18 protein-coding genes are annotated in these 19084 nt (G+C 45.3%); 11 read left to right on the top strand and 7 right to left on the bottom strand.

Annotation, left to right across the window (positions count from 1 at the left end):
• Positions 1–12 precede the first annotated feature (12 nt).
• Complete coding sequence (gene nhaR, locus R7E00_RS17895) at positions 13–903, top strand: transcriptional activator NhaR (protein ID WP_005381942.1); 891 nt, start codon at positions 13–15, stop codon at positions 901–903.
• A 288-nt stretch (positions 904–1191) separates the two neighbouring features.
• Positions 1192–1500 (top strand): ArsR/SmtB family transcription factor, encoded by a 309-nt coding sequence (locus R7E00_RS17900; protein ID WP_005381940.1) that lies wholly within the window; start codon positions 1192–1194, stop codon positions 1498–1500.
• A 304-nt stretch (positions 1501–1804) separates the two neighbouring features.
• Here the strand turns inward: R7E00_RS17900 and rpsT are convergent, their stop codons facing one another.
• Positions 1805–2065: a 30S ribosomal protein S20 gene (rpsT, locus tag R7E00_RS17905; protein WP_005381938.1), complete on the bottom strand. Its 261-nt coding sequence runs from the start codon at positions 2063–2065 to the stop codon at positions 1805–1807.
• A 305-nt stretch (positions 2066–2370) separates the two neighbouring features.
• Between rpsT and murJ the strand changes: the two genes are divergently transcribed.
• The 6 genes from murJ to ispH all read left to right on the top strand — a co-directional run bounded on the left by murJ (position 2371) and on the right by ispH (position 9977).
• A complete protein-coding gene (gene murJ / locus R7E00_RS17910; protein WP_005381936.1) occupies positions 2371–3933 on the top strand; it encodes a murein biosynthesis integral membrane protein MurJ in 1563 nt (520 codons plus the stop codon).
• A gap of 69 nt (positions 3934–4002) precedes the next feature.
• Positions 4003–4938, top strand: coding sequence for a bifunctional riboflavin kinase/FAD synthetase (gene ribF / locus R7E00_RS17915; RefSeq protein WP_005381933.1), 936 nt, complete (start codon positions 4003–4005; stop codon positions 4936–4938).
• A 64-nt stretch (positions 4939–5002) separates the two neighbouring features.
• Positions 5003–7831, top strand: coding sequence for an isoleucine--tRNA ligase (gene ileS / locus R7E00_RS17920; RefSeq protein ID WP_017821497.1), 2829 nt, complete (start codon positions 5003–5005; stop codon positions 7829–7831).
• A 73-nt stretch (positions 7832–7904) separates the two neighbouring features.
• The gene (gene lspA, locus R7E00_RS17925) at positions 7905–8411 is read left to right on the top strand and encodes a signal peptidase II (RefSeq protein WP_005385948.1); all 507 of its coding nucleotides are present in this window, start codon (positions 7905–7907) and stop codon (positions 8409–8411) included.
• 144 nt (positions 8412–8555) lie between these two features.
• Complete coding sequence (gene fkpB, locus R7E00_RS17930; protein WP_005381922.1) at positions 8556–8987, top strand: FKBP-type peptidyl-prolyl cis-trans isomerase; 432 nt, start codon at positions 8556–8558, stop codon at positions 8985–8987.
• 24 nt (positions 8988–9011) lie between these two features.
• The gene (gene ispH / locus R7E00_RS17935; RefSeq protein WP_005381920.1) at positions 9012–9977 is read left to right on the top strand and encodes a 4-hydroxy-3-methylbut-2-enyl diphosphate reductase; all 966 of its coding nucleotides are present in this window, start codon (positions 9012–9014) and stop codon (positions 9975–9977) included.
• 46 nt (positions 9978–10023) lie between these two features.
• Here the strand turns inward: ispH and R7E00_RS17940 are convergent, their stop codons facing one another.
• The 4 genes from R7E00_RS17940 to R7E00_RS17955 form a co-directional block, all read right to left on the bottom strand.
• Entirely contained in the window at positions 10024–10497 is a 474-nt protein-coding gene (locus R7E00_RS17940) for a low molecular weight phosphatase family protein (protein ID WP_033906110.1), read from the bottom strand.
• A gap of 71 nt (positions 10498–10568) precedes the next feature.
• The gene (gene btsR, locus R7E00_RS17945; RefSeq protein ID WP_005381917.1) at positions 10569–11297 is read right to left on the bottom strand and encodes a two-component system response regulator BtsR; all 729 of its coding nucleotides are present in this window, start codon (positions 11295–11297) and stop codon (positions 10569–10571) included.
• Between the two features lie 31 nt (positions 11298–11328).
• Positions 11329–12999: a sensor histidine kinase gene (locus R7E00_RS17950; protein WP_005381915.1), complete on the bottom strand. Its 1671-nt coding sequence runs from the start codon at positions 12997–12999 to the stop codon at positions 11329–11331.
• A gap of 193 nt (positions 13000–13192) precedes the next feature.
• Positions 13193–14677, bottom strand: a complete 1485-nt coding sequence (locus R7E00_RS17955; RefSeq protein WP_005381914.1) for a carbon starvation protein A — start codon at positions 14675–14677, stop codon at positions 13193–13195.
• A gap of 280 nt (positions 14678–14957) precedes the next feature.
• On the opposite strand from R7E00_RS17955, the gene R7E00_RS17960 reads away from it, so the two are divergent.
• Positions 14958–15299: a DUF2799 domain-containing protein gene (locus R7E00_RS17960; RefSeq protein ID WP_005381912.1), complete on the top strand. Its 342-nt coding sequence runs from the start codon at positions 14958–14960 to the stop codon at positions 15297–15299.
• A 114-nt stretch (positions 15300–15413) separates the two neighbouring features.
• The gene (locus R7E00_RS17965) at positions 15414–15686 is read left to right on the top strand and encodes a hypothetical protein (protein ID WP_005381911.1); all 273 of its coding nucleotides are present in this window, start codon (positions 15414–15416) and stop codon (positions 15684–15686) included.
• Positions 15687–15737: 51 nt separating this feature from the next.
• On the opposite strand, the gene murQ is transcribed toward R7E00_RS17965, so the two are convergent.
• Together murQ and R7E00_RS17975 are read right to left on the bottom strand one after the other, a co-directional pair.
• Positions 15738–16667, bottom strand: a complete 930-nt coding sequence (murQ, locus tag R7E00_RS17970; protein ID WP_047103912.1) for an N-acetylmuramic acid 6-phosphate etherase — start codon at positions 16665–16667, stop codon at positions 15738–15740.
• Positions 16668–16703: 36 nt separating this feature from the next.
• Complete coding sequence (locus tag R7E00_RS17975) at positions 16704–17816, bottom strand: anhydro-N-acetylmuramic acid kinase (RefSeq protein WP_262606250.1); 1113 nt, start codon at positions 17814–17816, stop codon at positions 16704–16706.
• A gap of 99 nt (positions 17817–17915) precedes the next feature.
• Between R7E00_RS17975 and nagZ the strand changes: the two genes are divergently transcribed.
• Entirely contained in the window at positions 17916–18899 is a 984-nt protein-coding gene (gene nagZ, locus R7E00_RS17980; protein WP_005381905.1) for a beta-N-acetylhexosaminidase, read from the top strand.
• Positions 18900–19084 lie beyond the last annotated feature (185 nt).

Here is a 19084-nt window from a genome sequence, read left to right on the forward strand (position 1 = left end):
CGGGACTCGATCATGTCACATCTAAACTACAACCATCTCTATTATTTCTGGATGGTGTGCAAACAGGGCTCTGTAACTAAGGCGGCTGACGCGCTCTTCCTGACACCGCAAACCGTGACAGGACAGATTAAAGCGCTTGAAGAGCGCATGAAAGGAAAGTTAACCAAGCGCAATGGTCGTACAGTTGAGCCCACTGAGTTAGGTCAGCTTGTGTTTAAGTACGCCGACCGGATGTTCGGTTTGAGCTATGAGATGTTAGATATCGTCAATTACAGCCAGCACTCGAACATTCTATTTGAAGTTGGTGTAGCCGATGCATTATCTAAACGCTTGGTCAGTAAAGTACTGATGACGACCGTCCCGGAAGATAACAGTATTCATTTACGCTGTTATGAATCGACCCACGAACTGCTACTTGAACGCCTTTCTCAGCACAAGCTAGATATGATCCTTTCGGATTGTCCCGTTGATTCTACTCAAAGTCCTGGCCTTTATAGCAAAAAGTTGGGTGAAAGTAGCATGAGCTTTTTTGCTTCTTCTGAAATTGAAAATGTGCGATTCCCTGAGATCTTGGAACAAAAAAAACTTCTGATTCCCGCGAGCCGAACGGCTATGGGGCGTAAAGTTATTCAATGGTTTGATCGTCAAGGCCTTCAACCCAATGTGCTAGGGGAGTTTGATGATGTTGCGTTGATGAAAGCTTTTGCTCGGTACCACGATGATGTGATTTTCTTGGCACCGACCGTATACATGTCGGAGATTGAAGACGACCGAAATTTACAGCTAATTGGCCATGTCGATGGGCTAAAAGAAGAGTACTACGTGATTTTTGCGGAACGAATGATCCAACACCCCGCGGTAAAAAATGTTTGTGATGCTGATTTCAGTCAAATGTTTGAGTAAACCCGTATCGTTGCGTAAATAAATAGATTACTATCAATAAAAATATAATTCTAAATAATATCTAAGTAAGCAAGATACTTGTTTTAGTGAGCAAAACTATTAATTATTGATGGCGCACCAATTAAAATCCTTGGTGGATAATATTGGTGTATCACTAACAACTAAATTAGAGGTTCTAATAATGAAGACTCTGGAAGTGTATCTTGATTTTCTTAGATATATAAATCAGTGCAACACAACAAGCTGGCCAGGGTTGGAATAAGTAAGTTGTAGCTAGAGGTCCAACACATGAATCTACAAGAAATGGAGCAGAACTCCGCAAAAGCCGTCGTGTTGCTCAAAGCGATGGCAAACGAGAGACGCCTACAAATCCTTTGTATGCTGCATAACCAAGAGCTGTCCGTGGGAGAGCTGTGTGCAAAGTTAGAGCTAAGCCAGTCGGCATTATCTCAGCATCTTGCTTGGCTTCGCCGTGATGAGTTAGTCACGACAAGGAAAGAAGCACAAACGGTGTACTACACATTAAAGAGTGATGAAGTGAAAGCGTTAATAAAAACACTGCATAGTCTTTATTGTGCTGAGAGTGCTCAACATTAATTAAATAGTCCTAATATACTGCTCATCTTAGAGTGTGAATCTAACTTGTTGGAATATTTGAGAGTGGCGTTAAACTTTTGATGATAGGGTACTACTCATCGACCAATTTGCTTTGTTCTCAAGTGTTTTATTAGTGCTTTCTAGTTTGAGCGTTATATGGGTAATGAATAAGCTGATGTCTTTAAATGGGACATTCAGAAAAAGAAAAGCTGGCATTGCCAGCTTTTTTTATTAAGAAAATTTTGTAGATATAAAAAAACCGACACAAGGTCGGTTTTTTCTTCACTGTAAAATCAGGACTCTATTAAAGAGCTTTGATTTGTGCAGCGAAACGAGACTTATGGCGAGCTGCTTTATTCTTGTGAATAAGGCCTTTAGTTGCCATGCGGTCTAGGATAGGTGTAACTACAGCGAATGCAGCAGTTGCAGCTTCTTTGTCGCCTGCTTCGATAGCAGCAACAGTTTTCTTCATGTAAGTACGCATCATTGAGCGACGGCTAGCATTGTGCTGACGACGTTTCTCAGCTTGGATAGCGCGCTTCTTAGCAGATTTACTATTTGCCAAGGGTCTAACTCCCAAAAACTTAGTTCTGTGACAATTTAAGGGCGAGGAATATCCCTCATTTGCGCTTAAATGTCAAATGATTTGTGCAAAAACCGATCTAAGCCAAAACAAATTTTGGTAAGAGAGGTTATCGCGGTTAAGATGGCGGGGATTCTAACAGCATTTTTATACCAATGCTAATAATTATCCGCGAAAGGCACACTTATTCCTTACAACCCGCGGATAGATTTTTGACGTCTATTTACAGCACCTGTCAGAGAAACAGTATAGGGTTAGCTGTCTTATGGTGATATTCCGAGGTTACAGTGAGTAAACGACTACTCAAGTCTGGCATGATCGTCAGTGCTATGACATTTATTTCCCGCGTTCTTGGCCTAGTTCGTGATGTTGTAGTGGCAAATTTAATGGGGGCAGGAGCAAGCGCAGACGTCTTTTTCTTCGCCAATAAAATTCCTAATTTTTTACGACGTTTGTTTGCTGAAGGTGCTTTTTCCCAAGCGTTTGTACCTGTTTTAACGGAAAGCCATGCTCAAGGCGACATGGATAAAACTCGGGAGCTCATTGCTCGTGCAGCGGGCACATTGGGGGTGATAGTCTCAATTGTTACCATCTTAGGTGTTCTAGGTTCCGGTGTGGTGACTGCACTGTTTGGTTTTGGTTGGTTCCTAGACTGGATGCATGGTGGTCCCGCGGCTGAGAAGTTCGAACTTGCTAGCGTGATGCTCAAGATTACCTTTCCTTATTTATGGTTCATCACTTTTGTTGCCCTATCGGGAGCCATTCTCAATACACTAGGTAAGTTTGCGGTTTCTTCGTTTACTCCCGTCTTCCTCAACGTAATGATCATTTTGGCAGCATGGTTTATCTCGCCGCAGATGTCACAGCCAGAGATTGGTCTTGCCATCGGTGTTTTCCTTGGTGGTTTGGTTCAGTTCTTATTTCAAATCCCTTTCCTTATTAAAGCGGGGGTTATGGTTAAGCCGAAATGGGGCTGGCGCGATCCGGGCGTGGTGAAGATCCGAACCTTAATGATTCCTGCTTTGTTCGGTGTGTCGGTAAGCCAAATCAACTTGTTGTTTGATACTTTTATTGCCAGCTTTCTGCAAACCGGTTCGATCAGTTGGTTGTACTATTCAGATCGCTTGTTGGAATTCCCGTTAGGTCTGTTTGGTATTGCTATTGCAACGGTGATTTTACCAGCATTATCACGCAAACATGTTGACGCACAAAATGAAGGATTCGCACAAACCATGGACTGGGGGGTGCGCATGGTGATCTTACTTGGCCTTCCTGCAATGCTTGGTTTGATGGTACTGGCAAAACCTATGTTGATGGTGTTATTCATGCGAGGTGAGTTTTCGCCACAAGACGTACATCAAGCATCATTGTCACTCTTTGCTTACGCTTCAGGCTTGTTGAACTTTATGCTGATTAAAGTGCTCGCTCCGGGTTATTACTCGCGTCAAGACACTAAAACGCCAGTGAAATACGGCATCATTGCGATGGTGACCAACATGGTATTTAATGCAATTTTTGCGTACTTCTATGGCTACGTTGGCTTGGCTATCGCGACGGCACTATCGGCATTTGTGAATATGGCACTGCTGTATCGTGGCCTGCACATCGCAGAGGTATACCAAATCACTAAGCGAACCGTCTTCTTTATTATACGTTTAGCTATTGCTGGCGCGGCGATGGTGGCGGCAATCTTATGGCAACTGGAAGATATGTCAGTATGGCTGGGCTGGAGCTTTGCTCACCGAAGCGCGGTGCTAGGGATGTTGATCGGTTTAGGAGCCGTGGTTTACCTAGTGGTTCTATTTTTAACTGGTGCGCGTTTAAAAGACCTAAAAGCTGGGACAGACTGAGGGTGATTAGTATATAATCCGTCAGTTTCACACAGTGTAAAGTAAAACAGAGGCAGAAAGCAGTATCCAATGGAACTGATTAGAGGCATTCACAATATCAACCCGCGACATCATGGTTGTGTGCTGACTATTGGCAATTTCGATGGTGTCCATAAAGGCCATCAACAAGTATTGCAGCAAGTGTCTGAGCAAGCGGACAGGCTATCCTTGCCTTCTGTTGTGATGACCTTTGAACCTCAGCCGATGGAGCTGTTTGCCAAAGACAAGGCACCTGCAAGGTTGACGCGATTACGCGATAAGTTCGTGCAATTGAGTAAGCTCGATATTGACCGCTTACTGTGTGTCAATTTCAATCGCCATTTTGCAAGTTTAACCGCGGAAGAGTTTATCCGTGACTTGTTGGTCGAGCGTTTGGGTGTTAAGTTTCTTGTCGTTGGTGATGATTTCTGCTTTGGCAAAGGCCGTACAGGTAACTTTGCAATGCTGCAGGAAGCAGGGGAAAAATACGGCTTTGATGTCGTAAGTACCCAGAGCTTTTGTTTACAACAATTACGTGTCAGCAGTACGGCTATCCGTCAAGCGCTGGCGCGTGACGATTTGCATTCCGCGCAACAGATGCTGGGAAGAAACTACAGCATCAGCGGTCGTGTTTCTCATGGAAGAAAGCTAGGTCGAACCATTGGGTTCCCTACTGCAAATATTCCTTTGAAACGCTGTGTTTCTCCGGTTTCCGGAGTCTATGTTGTTCAAGCGCTTGGCTTAGGAAATAAGCCAGTTGGTGGTGTTGCTAATATTGGTCAAAGACCAACCGTCAATGGTGTTCGCCAACAGTTAGAAGTGCACTTATTCGACTTTCATGCCAATTTATATGGCAAGCAACTAGAAGTGGAACTTTTGCATAAACTTCGAGATGAGCAAAAGTTTGAGTCGTTTGAAGCACTTAAACAACAAATCGAATTGGATGCTGAAGCAGCAAGGGTGTGGCTGCGTCAGCTTAAGCGTTGAGCGGTTTATTCCACCGTTCAACATAATGTCTAATTTTCGCCCAATATAACGGAATTAAGAATCGATGAGTGAGTATAAAGATACCCTGAACTTACCTGAAACAGGGTTTCCAATGCGCGGCAACCTGGCCAATCGTGAGCCAGAAATGCTTAAGCGTTGGTACAAAGAAGATCTTTACGGTGAAATCCGTAAAGCTAAGAAAGGCAAAAAGTCATTCGTATTGCACGATGGCCCTCCTTACGCAAATGGTGACATTCATATTGGTCACGCACTAAACAAGATTCTTAAAGACATTATTATTAAATCCAAAACACTTTCAGGTTTTGACGCACCTTACATCCCAGGCTGGGACTGCCACGGTCTACCAATCGAATTAATGGTAGAGAAGAAAGTAGGTAAGCCAGGCCAAAAAGTGACAGCAGCGGAATTCCGCGAGAAATGTCGTGAATACGCAGCTGGTCAGGTTGAAGGTCAGAAAGAGAGCTTCAAACGCCTTGGTATCATGGGTGAGTGGGACAAGCCATACCGCACTATGGATTTCGCAACTGAAGCGAACATTATTCGTGCTCTTGGTAAGATCGCAAGCAATGGTCACCTGCTAAAAGGTTTCAAACCTGTTCACTGGTGTACAGACTGTGGTTCTGCTCTTGCTGAAGCGGAAGTAGAATACAAAGATAAAGTATCGCCATCTATCGACGTTCGTTTTAAAGCGGCTGACGAAGCGGCACTGCTATCTAAATTTGAACTGACAGAAGGTCATGAAGGTCACGGTGACGTATCTATCGTTATCTGGACAACAACACCTTGGACACTGCCTGCAAACCGCGCAGTATGTCTACGTGATGATCTAGAGTACGTGCTTATCCAAACAGAAGGCGACAACGCTGAGCGTATCATCGTTGCTGCTGAGCTGGCGAAAGACGTAATGGACCGTGCTGGTATCGAGCACTTCCACAACCTAGGTTTTGCGAAAGGTGCGGATCTTGAGCTTTCTCAATTCCAACACCCATTCTACGATTTCACTGTACCGGCGATCCTTGGTGATCACGTTACAACTGATTCAGGTACTGGTGTTGTTCACACTGCACCTGGTCATGGTCAAGAAGACTTCGCGGTTGGTAATAAGTACAACCTAGAAGTAGCAAACCCAGTTGGCTCAAACGGTGTTTACCTACCAGATACAGAGCTATTTGCTGGTCAGCACGTATTTAAAGCGAACGATGCAGTAGTAGAAGTACTAAAAGAAAAAGGTGCACTACTACACCACCACGCTTACGAGCACAGCTACCCACACTGTTGGCGTCATAAGACTCCAATCATCTTCCGTGCTACACCTCAATGGTTCGTTTCTATGGACCAAGCTGGCCTACGTGCTAAAGCATTAGAGTCAATCAAGAATGTAGAGTGGATGCCTGAGTGGGGTCAAAGCCGCATCGAAGGTATGATCGAAGGTCGCCCTGAGTGGTGTATCTCTCGTCAACGTACTTGGGGTGTGCCAATTGCTCTGTTTGTTCATAAAGAAACAGCAGAACTTCATCCAAACACGCTAGAGCTGATCGAGAAAGTCGCTAAGCTGGTTGAAGAGAAAGGCATCCAAGCATGGTGGGATGTAGATGCCGCTGAACTACTAGGTGCTGACGCTGACCAATACGAAAAAGTGCTAGATACGCTAGACGTATGGTTCGATTCAGGTGTCACTCACTTCTCTGTTGTTGATGCTCGTGAAGAGTACAACGGCAACAGTGCAGACCTATACCTAGAAGGTTCTGACCAACACCGCGGTTGGTTCCAATCTTCTTTAATTTCATCTATTGCGATGAAAGACGAAGCACCTTACAAACAAGTACTGACACACGGTTTCGTGGTTGACGGTCAGGGTCGTAAGATGTCTAAATCTATCGGTAACGTGGTTGCGCCAAAAGACGTAACCAACAAGCTAGGTGCTGACATTCTTCGTCTATGGGTTGCTTCTACAGACTACACTGGTGAAGTTGCGGTTTCTGATGAAATCCTAAAACGCAGCGCAGATGCGTACCGTCGTATCCGTAACACAGCGCGTTTCTTCCTAGCTAACTTGAGCGGCTTCAACCCTGAAACAGACATCGTTCCTGTTGAAGAGATGGTTGCGCTAGATCGCTGGGCGGTTGGTCGTGCACTAGCAGCACAAGAAGAGATTGTTAAAGCATACGAAGAGTACAACACACACGGTGTGACTCAGCGTCTAATGCAATTCTGTTCAATCGAAATGGGCTCTTTCTACTTAGACGTAATTAAAGACCGTCAGTACACAGCAAAACGTGGCGGCAACGCTCAACGTAGCTGTCAGACTGCACTTTACTACATCGTAGAAGCGCTAGTTCGTTGGATGGCGCCAATCATGTCGTTCACTGCAGATGAAATCTGGAACGAAATGCCAGGTCAACGCGACAAGTTCGTATTCACTGGTGAGTGGTTCGACGGTCTATTCGGTCTTGCTGAAGGTGAAGAGCTGAACAACGAATTCTGGTCTGAGATCCAAGCGGTTCGTGGTGCGGTAAACAAACTTCTAGAAGATGCGCGTAAAGAGAAAACCATTGGTGGTGCACTACAAGCTGAAGTGACTCTATTTGCTGATGACGCACTAGCGGCGAAGATCAACAAACTTGAAGATGAACTGCGCTTTGTTCTACTAACCTCTGCGGCGAAAGTTAAGCCTCTAGGTGAGAAGACGGATGCAGCACAAGCCACAGATATCGAAGGCTTGTTTGTAGAAGTAGCAGCAGCTGAAGGCGAGAAGTGTGACCGTTGTTGGCACCACACGCCAGACGTAGGCACAATTGAAGGTCACGAGAAGATCTGTGGTCGTTGTGTGTCTAACGTAGACGGCGAAGGTGAAGTACGTAAATTCGCGTAATTGCCTAGAACGACTGAACTTTTTTTAAAATTAACAGCCCCAGTATTTACTGGGGCTGTTTGTAGGTAAAGTAATGAGTGAAAAAGCACTGACGTTAAAGCAATCTGGAGTTCGCTGGCTGTGGTTAGCAATTCTGGTATTTATTGCAGATATTGGCATCAAATTGGTGGTGATGGACAACATGGGCTACGGATGGGCAAACCGAATTGAGGTGTTGCCATTCTTCAACCTACTTTATGTTCATAACTACGGTGCTGCATTCAGCTTCTTGAGCGATCAAGCCGGTTGGCAGCGTTGGTTATTTACAGGTATCGCGTTTGTTGTGACGGGTCTTTTGACCTACTGGATGAGCAAGCTTCCAGCAAAAGAAAAATGGAACAACATTGCTTATGCACTGATTATTGGTGGTGCAGTGGGCAACGTGTTTGACCGCGTCGTTCATGGCTTTGTTGTTGATTACCTAGACTTCTTCTGGGGTAACTACCACTGGCCAGCATTCAACCTTGCTGACATGGCGATCTGTATTGGTGCGGCAATGATTATTCTGGATGGCTTCCGTAAAAAAGACGCTGACAAGTAATCTTTTGCGGTATATCGAATAACCCTAAGCGTCGTCCGTTGATTCGAGCGACGCTTTTTATTATGTTGGAGCGCCAATCAGCATATCAATGTATAAAAAGACCAAGCTGACAGCGTAATAACCCAAGAACAAGGAAGCATTAACGTGACAACAATAACCAATGAATCGGTAGTAACCCTTCACTTTACGATTAAAATGAAAGACGGATCGGTTGCAGATAGTACTCATAACATGGGTAAACCAGCGAAATTTGTTATGGGTGATGGCAGCTTGAGTGAAAACTTTGAGCAGTGCTTGATAGGCCTCGAAACAGGCGCACAAAAAGCGATTGAGCTAAAGGCAGAAGACGCGTTTGGTATGCCAAACCCTGATCATATTCACTATATGGATCGCACTAAATTTGTAGGTGATGCAGAAGTGGAAGTTGGTACAATCATGGCCTTCAGTGGCCCTGATGGCATGGAAATCCCGGGCATTATTACAGAGATTGCAGGCGATTCAGTCACTGTGGACTTCAACCATCCTCTAGCGGGACAAGACGTGACTTTCGAAGTTGAAATTTTGTCAGTAGAATAGCGAACCAAATAAAAGATAACTTCCATGAGCAATGAAATGAAAATCCTGTTAGCTAACCCACGTGGTTTCTGTGCTGGTGTTGACCGCGCGATTAGCATCGTAGAGCGTGCGCTAGAGATGTATCAGCCACCGATTTATGTGCGTCATGAAGTGGTGCATAACCGTTTTGTGGTTGAAGGTCTAAAACAGCGTGGTGCTATCTTCGTTGAAGAACTGCACGAAGTGCCAGACAACAACATTGTGATTTTCTCCGCTCATGGTGTATCGCAGGCAGTTCGTCAGGAAGCCAAGCAGCGTGATTTGACCGTATTTGACGCAACGTGTCCTTTAGTAACCAAAGTGCATATGGAAGTGGCGCGTGCGAGCCGTCGTAATATGGAAGTGGTTCTGATTGGTCACGCAGGTCACCCTGAAGTCGAAGGTACGATGGGGCAATACGCCAGTGAAACCGGTGGTATGTACTTGGTTGAAACTCCAGCCGATGTTGAGAAACTGAAGGCGATTGTGAAAGATCCATCCGATCTTCATTACGTAAGCCAAACGACGCTTTCTGTCGATGAAACTGCCGATGTTATCGAAGAGCTACGCCGCGTGTTCCCAGATATCCAAGGTCCACGTAAAGACGATATCTGTTATGCGACACAAAACCGCCAAGATGCCGTACGTGAATTAGCTGGTGACGTAGATGTGATGGTTGTGGTGGGTTCTAAAAACTCATCAAACTCTACACGTCTTAAAGAGCTAGCTGAAAAGCTAGGGACACCTGGCTACTTAACCGACTGTCCGGAAGATATCAAACCTGAGTGGTTCGAAGGCAAAACAAAGGTCGGCGTGACTGCGGGAGCATCTGCTCCGGAAGAGCTCGTTAATCAGATTCTAGAGCGAATCAAAGAACTCGTTGGTGCCGAAGCGGTTGATGAAGTACTTGGCCGTGAAGAGAATATGTTCTTTGAAGTACCTAAAGAACTTCAAATCAAGCAAGTGGATTAGTCTCTATTTATCGAATATTCAAAAGGCGACCTGTGTGTCGCCTTTTTTACATCTCTCTTAACTCATTTAGGTAATCACGAATTTGGTCTTTTCCTAAACCATCGATAATCATATCAGACACCTTCGTGATTCTTCGCTCAAGCGATTGAGCAACCTTTTCGCAATGTGCGTACATGTCTTCATCAGAACCATCGGTCGGAAAAGCATCAACTTGCCAGTTTACTCGAACGCCCCCCGCAAGCCACTGAGGAGCGGTTTCTTGATGTAAAGAATCACAGAGAATAATAACGATGTCGGGAAGAAACTGAGTTCGCTCCTCCCATGAATGCGTGTGGATATGCGGAATGGGGAGTTGGTGGTCATCTAAATATTTTTGCACCACTGGGTGCACCTTGCCTGTGGGATGTGAGCCTCCACTGGTGACACTAAAATCTGCTGGCAGGATATTGGTTGCGATTGACTCCGCGAGGACGCTTCGTCCAGCGTTGTGCTTACATATGAATAAAACTTTATACATCATCGCCTCGTCTTTTCAGAGCGTCCTATTTATACGCTAGCGGAAACTCAGCGATGATGTGTGAAGTTTTTGTGTTAGTGGCTAATGCCGAGCATCTCTTTGAGCACCTTTAAGTAGCGGCGGCTTACTGGTATCTCAAAGCCTGTTTTGGTAATGATTTCCGCTAACCCATTTTCCAGTAACTTGATTTCGCTAATCGCTTTAATACTGACTAAGTATTGACGATGGCAGCGGACTAGAGGGGTTTTCTCTTCCAACGTTTTTAATGTCAGTTGGGTGCTCGCGGTTTGGCTGGTGGAGCGTACATGCACGCCGCTGATATCACTGTAAGCACATTCCACCGTGTCGGTGGCCATGATAACGATGCGGTTGTGTCCGATGCACGGTATCTGATCCAACGTGTCAGGTGTAATAGCAGACAGTTGTTGCGTTAGGGCGGATTGGCTAATGACTTTGTTTAGTCGTTTGACCGTTTTAGTTAACCGGCATGGGTCGACAGGTTTGAGCAAGTAATCAAAGGCATTGTCTTCAAATGCTTGAATCGCATACTGATCATAAGCCGTGACAAAAACCACATAAGGCATGGTTTCTGGATCAAGCATCCCAAGTAATTCAATCCCCGTGACTTGAGGCATTTGGATATCGAGAAACACCACATCAGGCTTGAGTTCATTGATTTTTTTTAGGCCAAGGATTGCGTTTGAGGCATCGCCCACGACCTCAACTTGGCCTGTTTCATCCAGTAACTCTGCTAGCTCTTCACGAGCAAACTGTTCATCATCAATGACGAGTGCGGTTAACATCCAACATTACCTTTATTGCTTCAGCGTGCTTTTATGATTTTGGGGGAATGATAAAGCTCATTTTAGTAAATTGATGTGGCTCGCACGTAATTTTTAGCGCTGCATCACGTCCAAATTGATTAGTGAGACGTTTGTCGACAATTTCTAAACCTAGCCCTGAGTGGTTTTCTTTTGGCGGTTCAAAACTGCCTGCGTTGTCTTCGACGGTAATCAAGTGACCTTGTGGGTGTGCTTCGCTGTATATATGAACTTTACCACCTTCAAGCATGTTTGAAATGCCATGCTTAATGGCATTCTCAACCAAAGGCTGGAGTGTAAAGCTTGGTAATTTGATGTCCAGCAATTCAGGTTGAATATCGATTTCAACCTCTAAGCGGTCCGTAAAACGCGCTTTTTCGATGCTCAAGTACGAGTTTACATGTGCAAGCTCTTCCTTTAGCGTCACGGTATTAATGTTCTGCTTTAAATTGCTGCGGAAGAAGTGCGATAGATTTTGGATTAGCTCGCGCGCTTTGTCAGGGTCACGACGAGTAATCGCACTAATAGTATTGAGAGCATTAAACAAAAAGTGTGGATTCACCTGAGCGTGAAGCAATTTTATTTCTGCTTGGGCGAGTAAGGCTTGTTGTTGTTGGTAATCGCCATAAAGGATTTGGCTAGATAGAAGCTGGGCTATTCCTTCCGCCATCGACATGTTGGCCGTCGAGAACAATTTACGCTTCGGTTCATACAGCTTTATGGTACCAATGACCTCTTTCCCTGCACGCAGTGGGATGATCAGCGCAGATCCGAGCTTGCAATCTTTTGCAATGGAGCATTGGTATGGACGCTCCGCGCCATCAAGATAAATGATGTCGTTTTTCTCCATGGAGTCTAATGTGCTTTGCGATGAAATCGGCGTGTTTGGTTTATGGTGATCATCGCCAATACCCACAAACGCCAAGATTTTTTCTTGGTCAGTAATCGCGACAGCGCCCACTTTGGTTTCTTCGTAAATAATACGCGCGATTTTCTCTGCGTTTTCGGTGTTGAAGCCGTTGCTTAGAATTCCCACTGAGCGATCAGCAATGGTGAGCGCTCGACGCGAAAACGTCGCAGAAAACTTTTCAAAGATTGCTTTTCTGTCTTGCAGGATACTCATGAACAACGCCGCACCAAATGAATTCGCGATGATCATAGGCGCTGCAATAGCGGACACCAGTTCATAGGCTTGATCAAAAGGTTTCGCGACGGCGAGCAGCAAAATCATTTGCACCACTTCTGCAACAAACGTGACGCTGAATACGACGCTTGGATTAAACAGCAATGCGCCTTTATTTCGCTTGATAAGGTAAACGTGGAGCAAGCCACCAATTACGCCCTCGGCGGTGGTTGAAATTGCGCAGGCTAGGTCAGTAAAGCCACCAAGAGAGTATCGATGGATGCCACCAGTAAATCCGACGGCGAAACCTACAACAGGTCCACCAAACAGCCCGCCCATAACTGCGCCGATCGCACGAGTATTGGCAATAGCATCGTTGATGTGCAGACCGAAATAGGTGCCGAGAATACAAAAGCCAGAGAAGAGTACGTAACAAATTAGGCGGTGGCTTAAGCGCGAAGAAATACTCAGCAAAGGTAAGATGATTGGCGTTTTACTTAGCATGTAAGCCAAAACTAAGTACACACACATCTGTTGTAAAAGGGAGATGACCAGTTCCATAGTGAACCTAACCTAGAATCAATGTTGTTATTGTATACCTAAGTAACCTCAAGATGCTTGGCTCAGATAGATAAGAACAGCTAAGTAAATGATGCTGCGCTGTGCTTTCTGAACCTTAAAGTGACTTGGGTATAAAACAAAAAGAGCCTGCAATTGGCAGGCTCCTATCTTAGTCACTCAGATGTGACGAGTATTACGCTGTTTCTGATACGGCTTGTGGTTTCTCTTCGTCAGCCAGTTCAGTTTCACCTTTACCCTTAGAGGTTTTGATAACGTAACCTGTCACAGCTAGGGCAAACACAATACCTACGATAGTTGATAGTTGCATTGGCAGACCAAAACCTAGCGAGCTGTTGTTTAAGATGAACGTGACACATACCGTGGTCATGAAGATAGCTGGGATAGTGGTAATCCAGTGCAGCTTGTTGTGACGCAGTAGGTAAGCGGACGCAGTCCAAAGCATCATTACCGCTGTTGTTTGGTTTGCAAAACCGAAGTAGCGCCAGATAATGCCGAAGTCTACTTGAGTTAAGATACCGCCGATAACGAACAGTGGAAGTGCCATCAGTAGACGGTTACGTAGCGTTTTTTGTTCCATGTTGAAGTATTCAGCAAGGATCAAGCGGCTTGAACGGAACGCTGTATCGCCAGACGTAATTGGTAGGATAACCACCCCCAGGAACGCAAGGATACCACCGAATACACCTAGCAGACCAAATGATGCACTGTATACCACGTTACCAGGACCACCGTTTTTCACAGCTTCGGATAGAGCGTCTAGAGAGCCGAAGAAAGACAGAGCGATAGCACACCAAATTAGCGCGATAACACCTTCACCAATCATTGCACCGTAGAATACGAAGCGACCGTTTTTCTCATTTTCCATACAACGCGCCATCAGTGGAGACTGAGTCGCGTGGAAGCCAGAGATAGCGCCACATGCGATAGTGATGAACAATGCAGGCCATAACGGCATGTCATTTGGGTTGAGGTTAGAGAACATGTCCGAAACTTGGAAGTCACCCATTACTGTGTGTTCGCTAGAGAAAGCAACGGCTGTCATTAGGCCAACAGACATAAAGATAAGTAGGGCGCCAAACAGTGGGTAGAAACGACCAATGATTTTATCGACAGGAACAATCGTCGCAATGATGTAGTAAGCAAAGATAGCAATAACCATCGTTGTCATGCTTACACTCAAGCTTGTTTGATCATTGATGAGGTTAGTAATCATGCCAGCAGGGGCTGAAACGAACACTACGCCAACTAGAAGCAATAGGACAATGGCAAAAATATTCATAAAGTGTTTTGCGCCATTACCTAGGTAGCGACCTGTAATGGTAGGTACAGATGCACCGCCGTTACGCACTGAAAGCATGCCTGAGAAGTAATCGTGTACTGCACCAGCAAAAATACAACCGACTACAATCCAAAGCATCGCCGCAGGACCGTATAGTGCCCCCATGATCGGGCCAAAAATTGGACCCACACCTGCGATGTTAAGTAGTTGAACTAGGTAAACTTTCTTAGTTGACATTGGAACGAAGTCAACACCGTCCGATTTGGTGTGAGCTGGCGTTTGGCGTTTTTCATTGATGCCGAAAATCTTCTCGACGAAAGCGCCGTAGATGAAATATCCGCCGATTAGGGCTGCGACACAGGTTAGAAACCACATCATAGCAATTGTCCTTGGTCTTAGTTGGGTAGGGTAATTTTTTAATCTCAGGATGCATGTTATGCGTCACTTGTGTTAAATGCATTCGGTTAGTAGATGAGTGGTCGAATAGGGCACTGAGTGGTCGATATGCTGCTTGAGCGGTTTTTAAAAATGGCGAAAGGCTGATGACAGTCTTGAGCGGCTGATTTGAGTCATCAGTGGTTAAATCTGCAAGCTCAGCGGCAAGCGCCAATAATTAGTGGTAAGCTTATTTTTGAAAACAATTACTTAAGGAAGAACCATGAAAAAGGTAACGGTAGGTCTGGCACTGGCTTTACTTGCAGGATGCACAGCAACGACAGCAGATCTTGCCAAGTCGGGAGATTGGCATCAGATCGGATATCAAGATGGCATAACCGGACACACATCGCGCACGATGAGCGAGCTTCGTGAATTGGGTAGTGTTAAGCAAAGTGACTACGACCAAGGTTATTTAGAAGGTTTACGTGAGTACTGTAATCCTGCTTTTGCGTATCAAATGGGGTTATCTGGTCAGTATTACGAAGGGGTTTGTGAAGGTACTGAGCAAGCGCAAAAATTCCGCATGGAATGGCAACGTGGTTGGAATGAATACTCAAATTAATAGTCAATAAAGCCGTTGTTACACTGTCTGCATCACATAAATGTGGCAAAATTTTCCTTATTAAACTATGTTCACATTGCTTGATAGTGAGCACAGAAAAAAAGGAATCACATTATGTCAACGCAAATGGCTGGTGGCTGGAGTCCATTTCATGAACTCACAGCAGAGAATAAAGAAGTATTTGCTAAAGGTATCGAGGGGTTTGTCGGTGTCAAATACTCCCCTTTGGTTGTGGCTACTCAAGTCGTAGCCGGACAAAACTATGCGTTTTTCTGTAATGCAGAAGTTGTCTACCCTGGAGCACAACCATACCCAGCAATGGTTCATATGTTCAGTGACCTTGAAGGTAAAGTCGGTATTACTCACATTGAACGATTGAACTACTAAATTGAGCCATAAAAGGCGCCTGACTTTTAAATAAGTGAGGCGCTTTATTGATTAAGATTGATTAGTTTGCGCGATCACGACTTTTCTTAAATATCCTTGCTTGGCGTTCAGTTGCTCAGTCGCGCTTTCTCTATCCAGCCCGGTTAAAATCATCAAAATCGCTAACTTGGCGTCGTAGTCCGTTTCTTTGAGCGCCGTTTTAGCCTCTTGGTTAGTACAATCTGTTGCTTGCATAACAATACGAGTCGCTCTTGCAACTAGCTTTGCATTCGTCGCTTTCACATCTACCATTAAGTTCTGATAACTTTTGCCCAGGCGAATCATGCTTGCGGTAGTGAGCATGTTTAGTACGAGTTTTTGTGCCGTCCCTGATTTTAAGCGAGTGGATCCCGTTAACGCTTCAGGTCCAACAACGGGGCTAATCGCAATATCAGCAATATCTGCAATCGGAGAGTCAGGGTTACAAGATAGTGCTACAGTGGTGGCACCAAGCTCGTTCGCATACTCTAAGCCACCAATCACGTAAGGTGTTCGTCCACTTGCCGCAATACCAACGACGACATCGCGTTGTGTTAGCGTATTCTCTTTAAGATCTTGCTCACCCAATGCTGGATCGTCCTCCGCCCCTTCTTTTGCACGGAACATTGCCTCTTTTCCACCAGCAATAATACCAACGACCATCTCTGGATCTGTGCCAAAAGTTGGTGGGCATTCTGAAGCGTCCAAAACGCCAAGTCGACCACTGGTACCCGCACCGATGTAAAACAACCGACCTCCGACCTTAAATGCTTCCGTGATCTTATCAACGGCTTCAGCGATCTCAGGCAACACTTTTTCAACGGCAAGAGGAACGAGTTTGTCCTGTTGGTTGATGCGTTGAACAATATCGAGAGAAGGCAGCAAGTCGATGTCCATGGTGTCTGGGTTTCGCCCTTCAGATACCAGATGGGATAAAGCTGCGATAAGTGCATCGTTCGTCATAATGAATTAAGCCTTTTTGTTTAGGATCTATTGCCCTTAATTTTTTGAATAGAGTACACCCAGTGAAGCGAGACGACTTGCCCCCGTAACTTCCGGTAAGTTGCTAGGGAGGCCGTGAATATGGCGCTGCGCAAGCCAAGCAAACGCCATTGCTTCCATGTAGTCGCCATCAACGCCTTTTTCTGCCGTTGTCGCAACGCTCCATTGTGGCAATAACTTAGCTAGTCGCTGCATCAAAAGTGGGTTTCTTGCTCCACCGCCACAGACCAATAGTTGAGGTGTGATGCCATGAGAAAACTTGTCGACTTCGTTGGCAATGGTAATTGCAGAATACTCGCAAAGTGTACGTTGTACGTCTTCGATTGGTAAATTGTGATGGGCCAGTTGTTGATGCAGCCAGTCAATATTGAACAGTTCTCGTCCGGTACTTTTAGGGGCTGGCATGGCGAGGTAAGCTTCTTTGAGTAATTGAGTCAACAAAGCAGCGTTTACCGTTCCTTTAAGTGCAAATTGTGCATCTTCGTCGAAGCTTTGCCCAGTATGCAGCGCACACCATGCGTCCATCAACATATTGCCCGGGCCTGTGTCATAGCCAATGACTGGTTGCTCTGGATGCAGTACCGAGATATTGGCAATGCCTCCAATGTTAAGCACCACAGTTGTGGAATCCTGCATCGCAAAAATGCTTTTATGGAAAGCAGGGACGAGTGGGGCACCTTGTCCACCTAGCGCCATGTCTTTACGACGAAAATCCGCTACCGTATCAATGCCTGTCTTGACCGCGATAATGTTTGCATCGCCCAATTGAGTGGTAAACGGCAAGTTTCCGGTAGGCTGATGGAACACTGTTTGACCGTGATTACCAATCGCACGAATTTGCTCTGCGACGTAACCAGACTTATTGAGTAGCTGTAACACAGCATCTGCAAATAGGTGGCCGAGCTGGTGGTCAAGTTCACCTATGGTTTTTAAATTTGTTCCTTGACCGGTACAAACAGATAGCAGCATGTCTTTTAGCGCTGCGGGCATTGGGTAGTCGTCGTGCGCAATCAGGCGAACGTGCTCATCGCTTATTTCAACTAGAGCGGTATCAACACCATCCATACTCGTTCCAGACATCACACCAATGTACAGTTCGTTAAATTTCATAGCCGATCTCGTCAATTCTTCATTCACTTATTGTAAAGCAAATCTGAAGCGAATAACCTCATCGAATACGAGATATTCAGCCGATTTTGAGGAGAAAACATGGGACCGTTATGGGTTGACGTTGCGGGGTATGAACTGACCGCTGAAGACAAAGAAATCTTGGAGCATCCTACGGTTGGTGGCTTAATTCTATTTGCTCGCAACTATCATGATAGCGAACAGCTTCAAGCACTTACTCAATCCATCCGAAAGGCGGCTAAGCGCCCGTTTTTGATCGGTGTGGATCAAGAAGGCGGCCGAGTGCAGCGCTTTCGTGAAGGTTTCTCATTAATTCCTGCTGCTGATGAGTACGCTAAACATCAAAATGGTGAAGAGCTTGCTCGTATGGGCGGTTGGTTAATGGCAGCAGAGCTGATTGCCCATGATATTGATTTAAGCTTTGCCCCGGTACTTGACCAAGGCCATCAATGTAAAGCGATCGGTAACCGCGCATTCGGTGAAGATGCCGATACCATTCTTCGCTATAGCACTGCATATATGCAGGGAATGAAGAGTGTTGGCATGGCAACGACAGGCAAGCACTTCCCTGGACATGGTGGCGTGATTGCAGACTCACATCTAGAAACACCATACGATGAGCGCAGTGATATTTTTGAACAAGATATGGCGATCTTCAAAGCGCAAATTGATGCCGGTATTTTAGATGCCATGATGCCTGCTCACGTGATTTTCCCACATTATGATGCTCAACCAGCCAGCGGTTCTGAATACTGGTTAAAACAGGTCCTGCGTCAGCAATTGGGTTTTAAAGGTTTGGTTTTTTCGGATGACTTGACCATGGAAGGCGCTGCGATTATGGGCAGCCCAGCCGAGCGAGGTGCTCAAGCATTGAGAGCTGGTTGCGATATGTTGTTAATGTGTAATAAACGAGAAGCGCACGTTGAGGTATTAGACAACTTACCGGTTTCAACCGTGCCACTCGCGGATGGATTACTGAAAAAACAGTCATTTTCTCCAAGCGAACTTAAGCTATCTCAAGAGTGGAAAGCGGCGAGTGAAGCGATGAAACGCTTGACTAGCTAAACCTCTTGTAAAAGATTCAAAACAGCGATGAGAAGCCAAAGTTAATTATACTTTGGCTTTTTATTTGACTGTAAACCTAAGTTTACACTAAATGTTTTTTATTGTGTACGCTTGTTTTTCTTTTTTAGCCTGTTATCTTGTCGTTAAAGCTTAGTTGTCTCACCAAAGGTTTGGTTGGGTGTAAA

It is taken from the genome of Vibrio sp. Vb1755, from assembly GCF_033338635.1.
Classification (GTDB): domain Bacteria; phylum Pseudomonadota; class Gammaproteobacteria; order Enterobacterales; family Vibrionaceae; genus Vibrio; species Vibrio alginolyticus.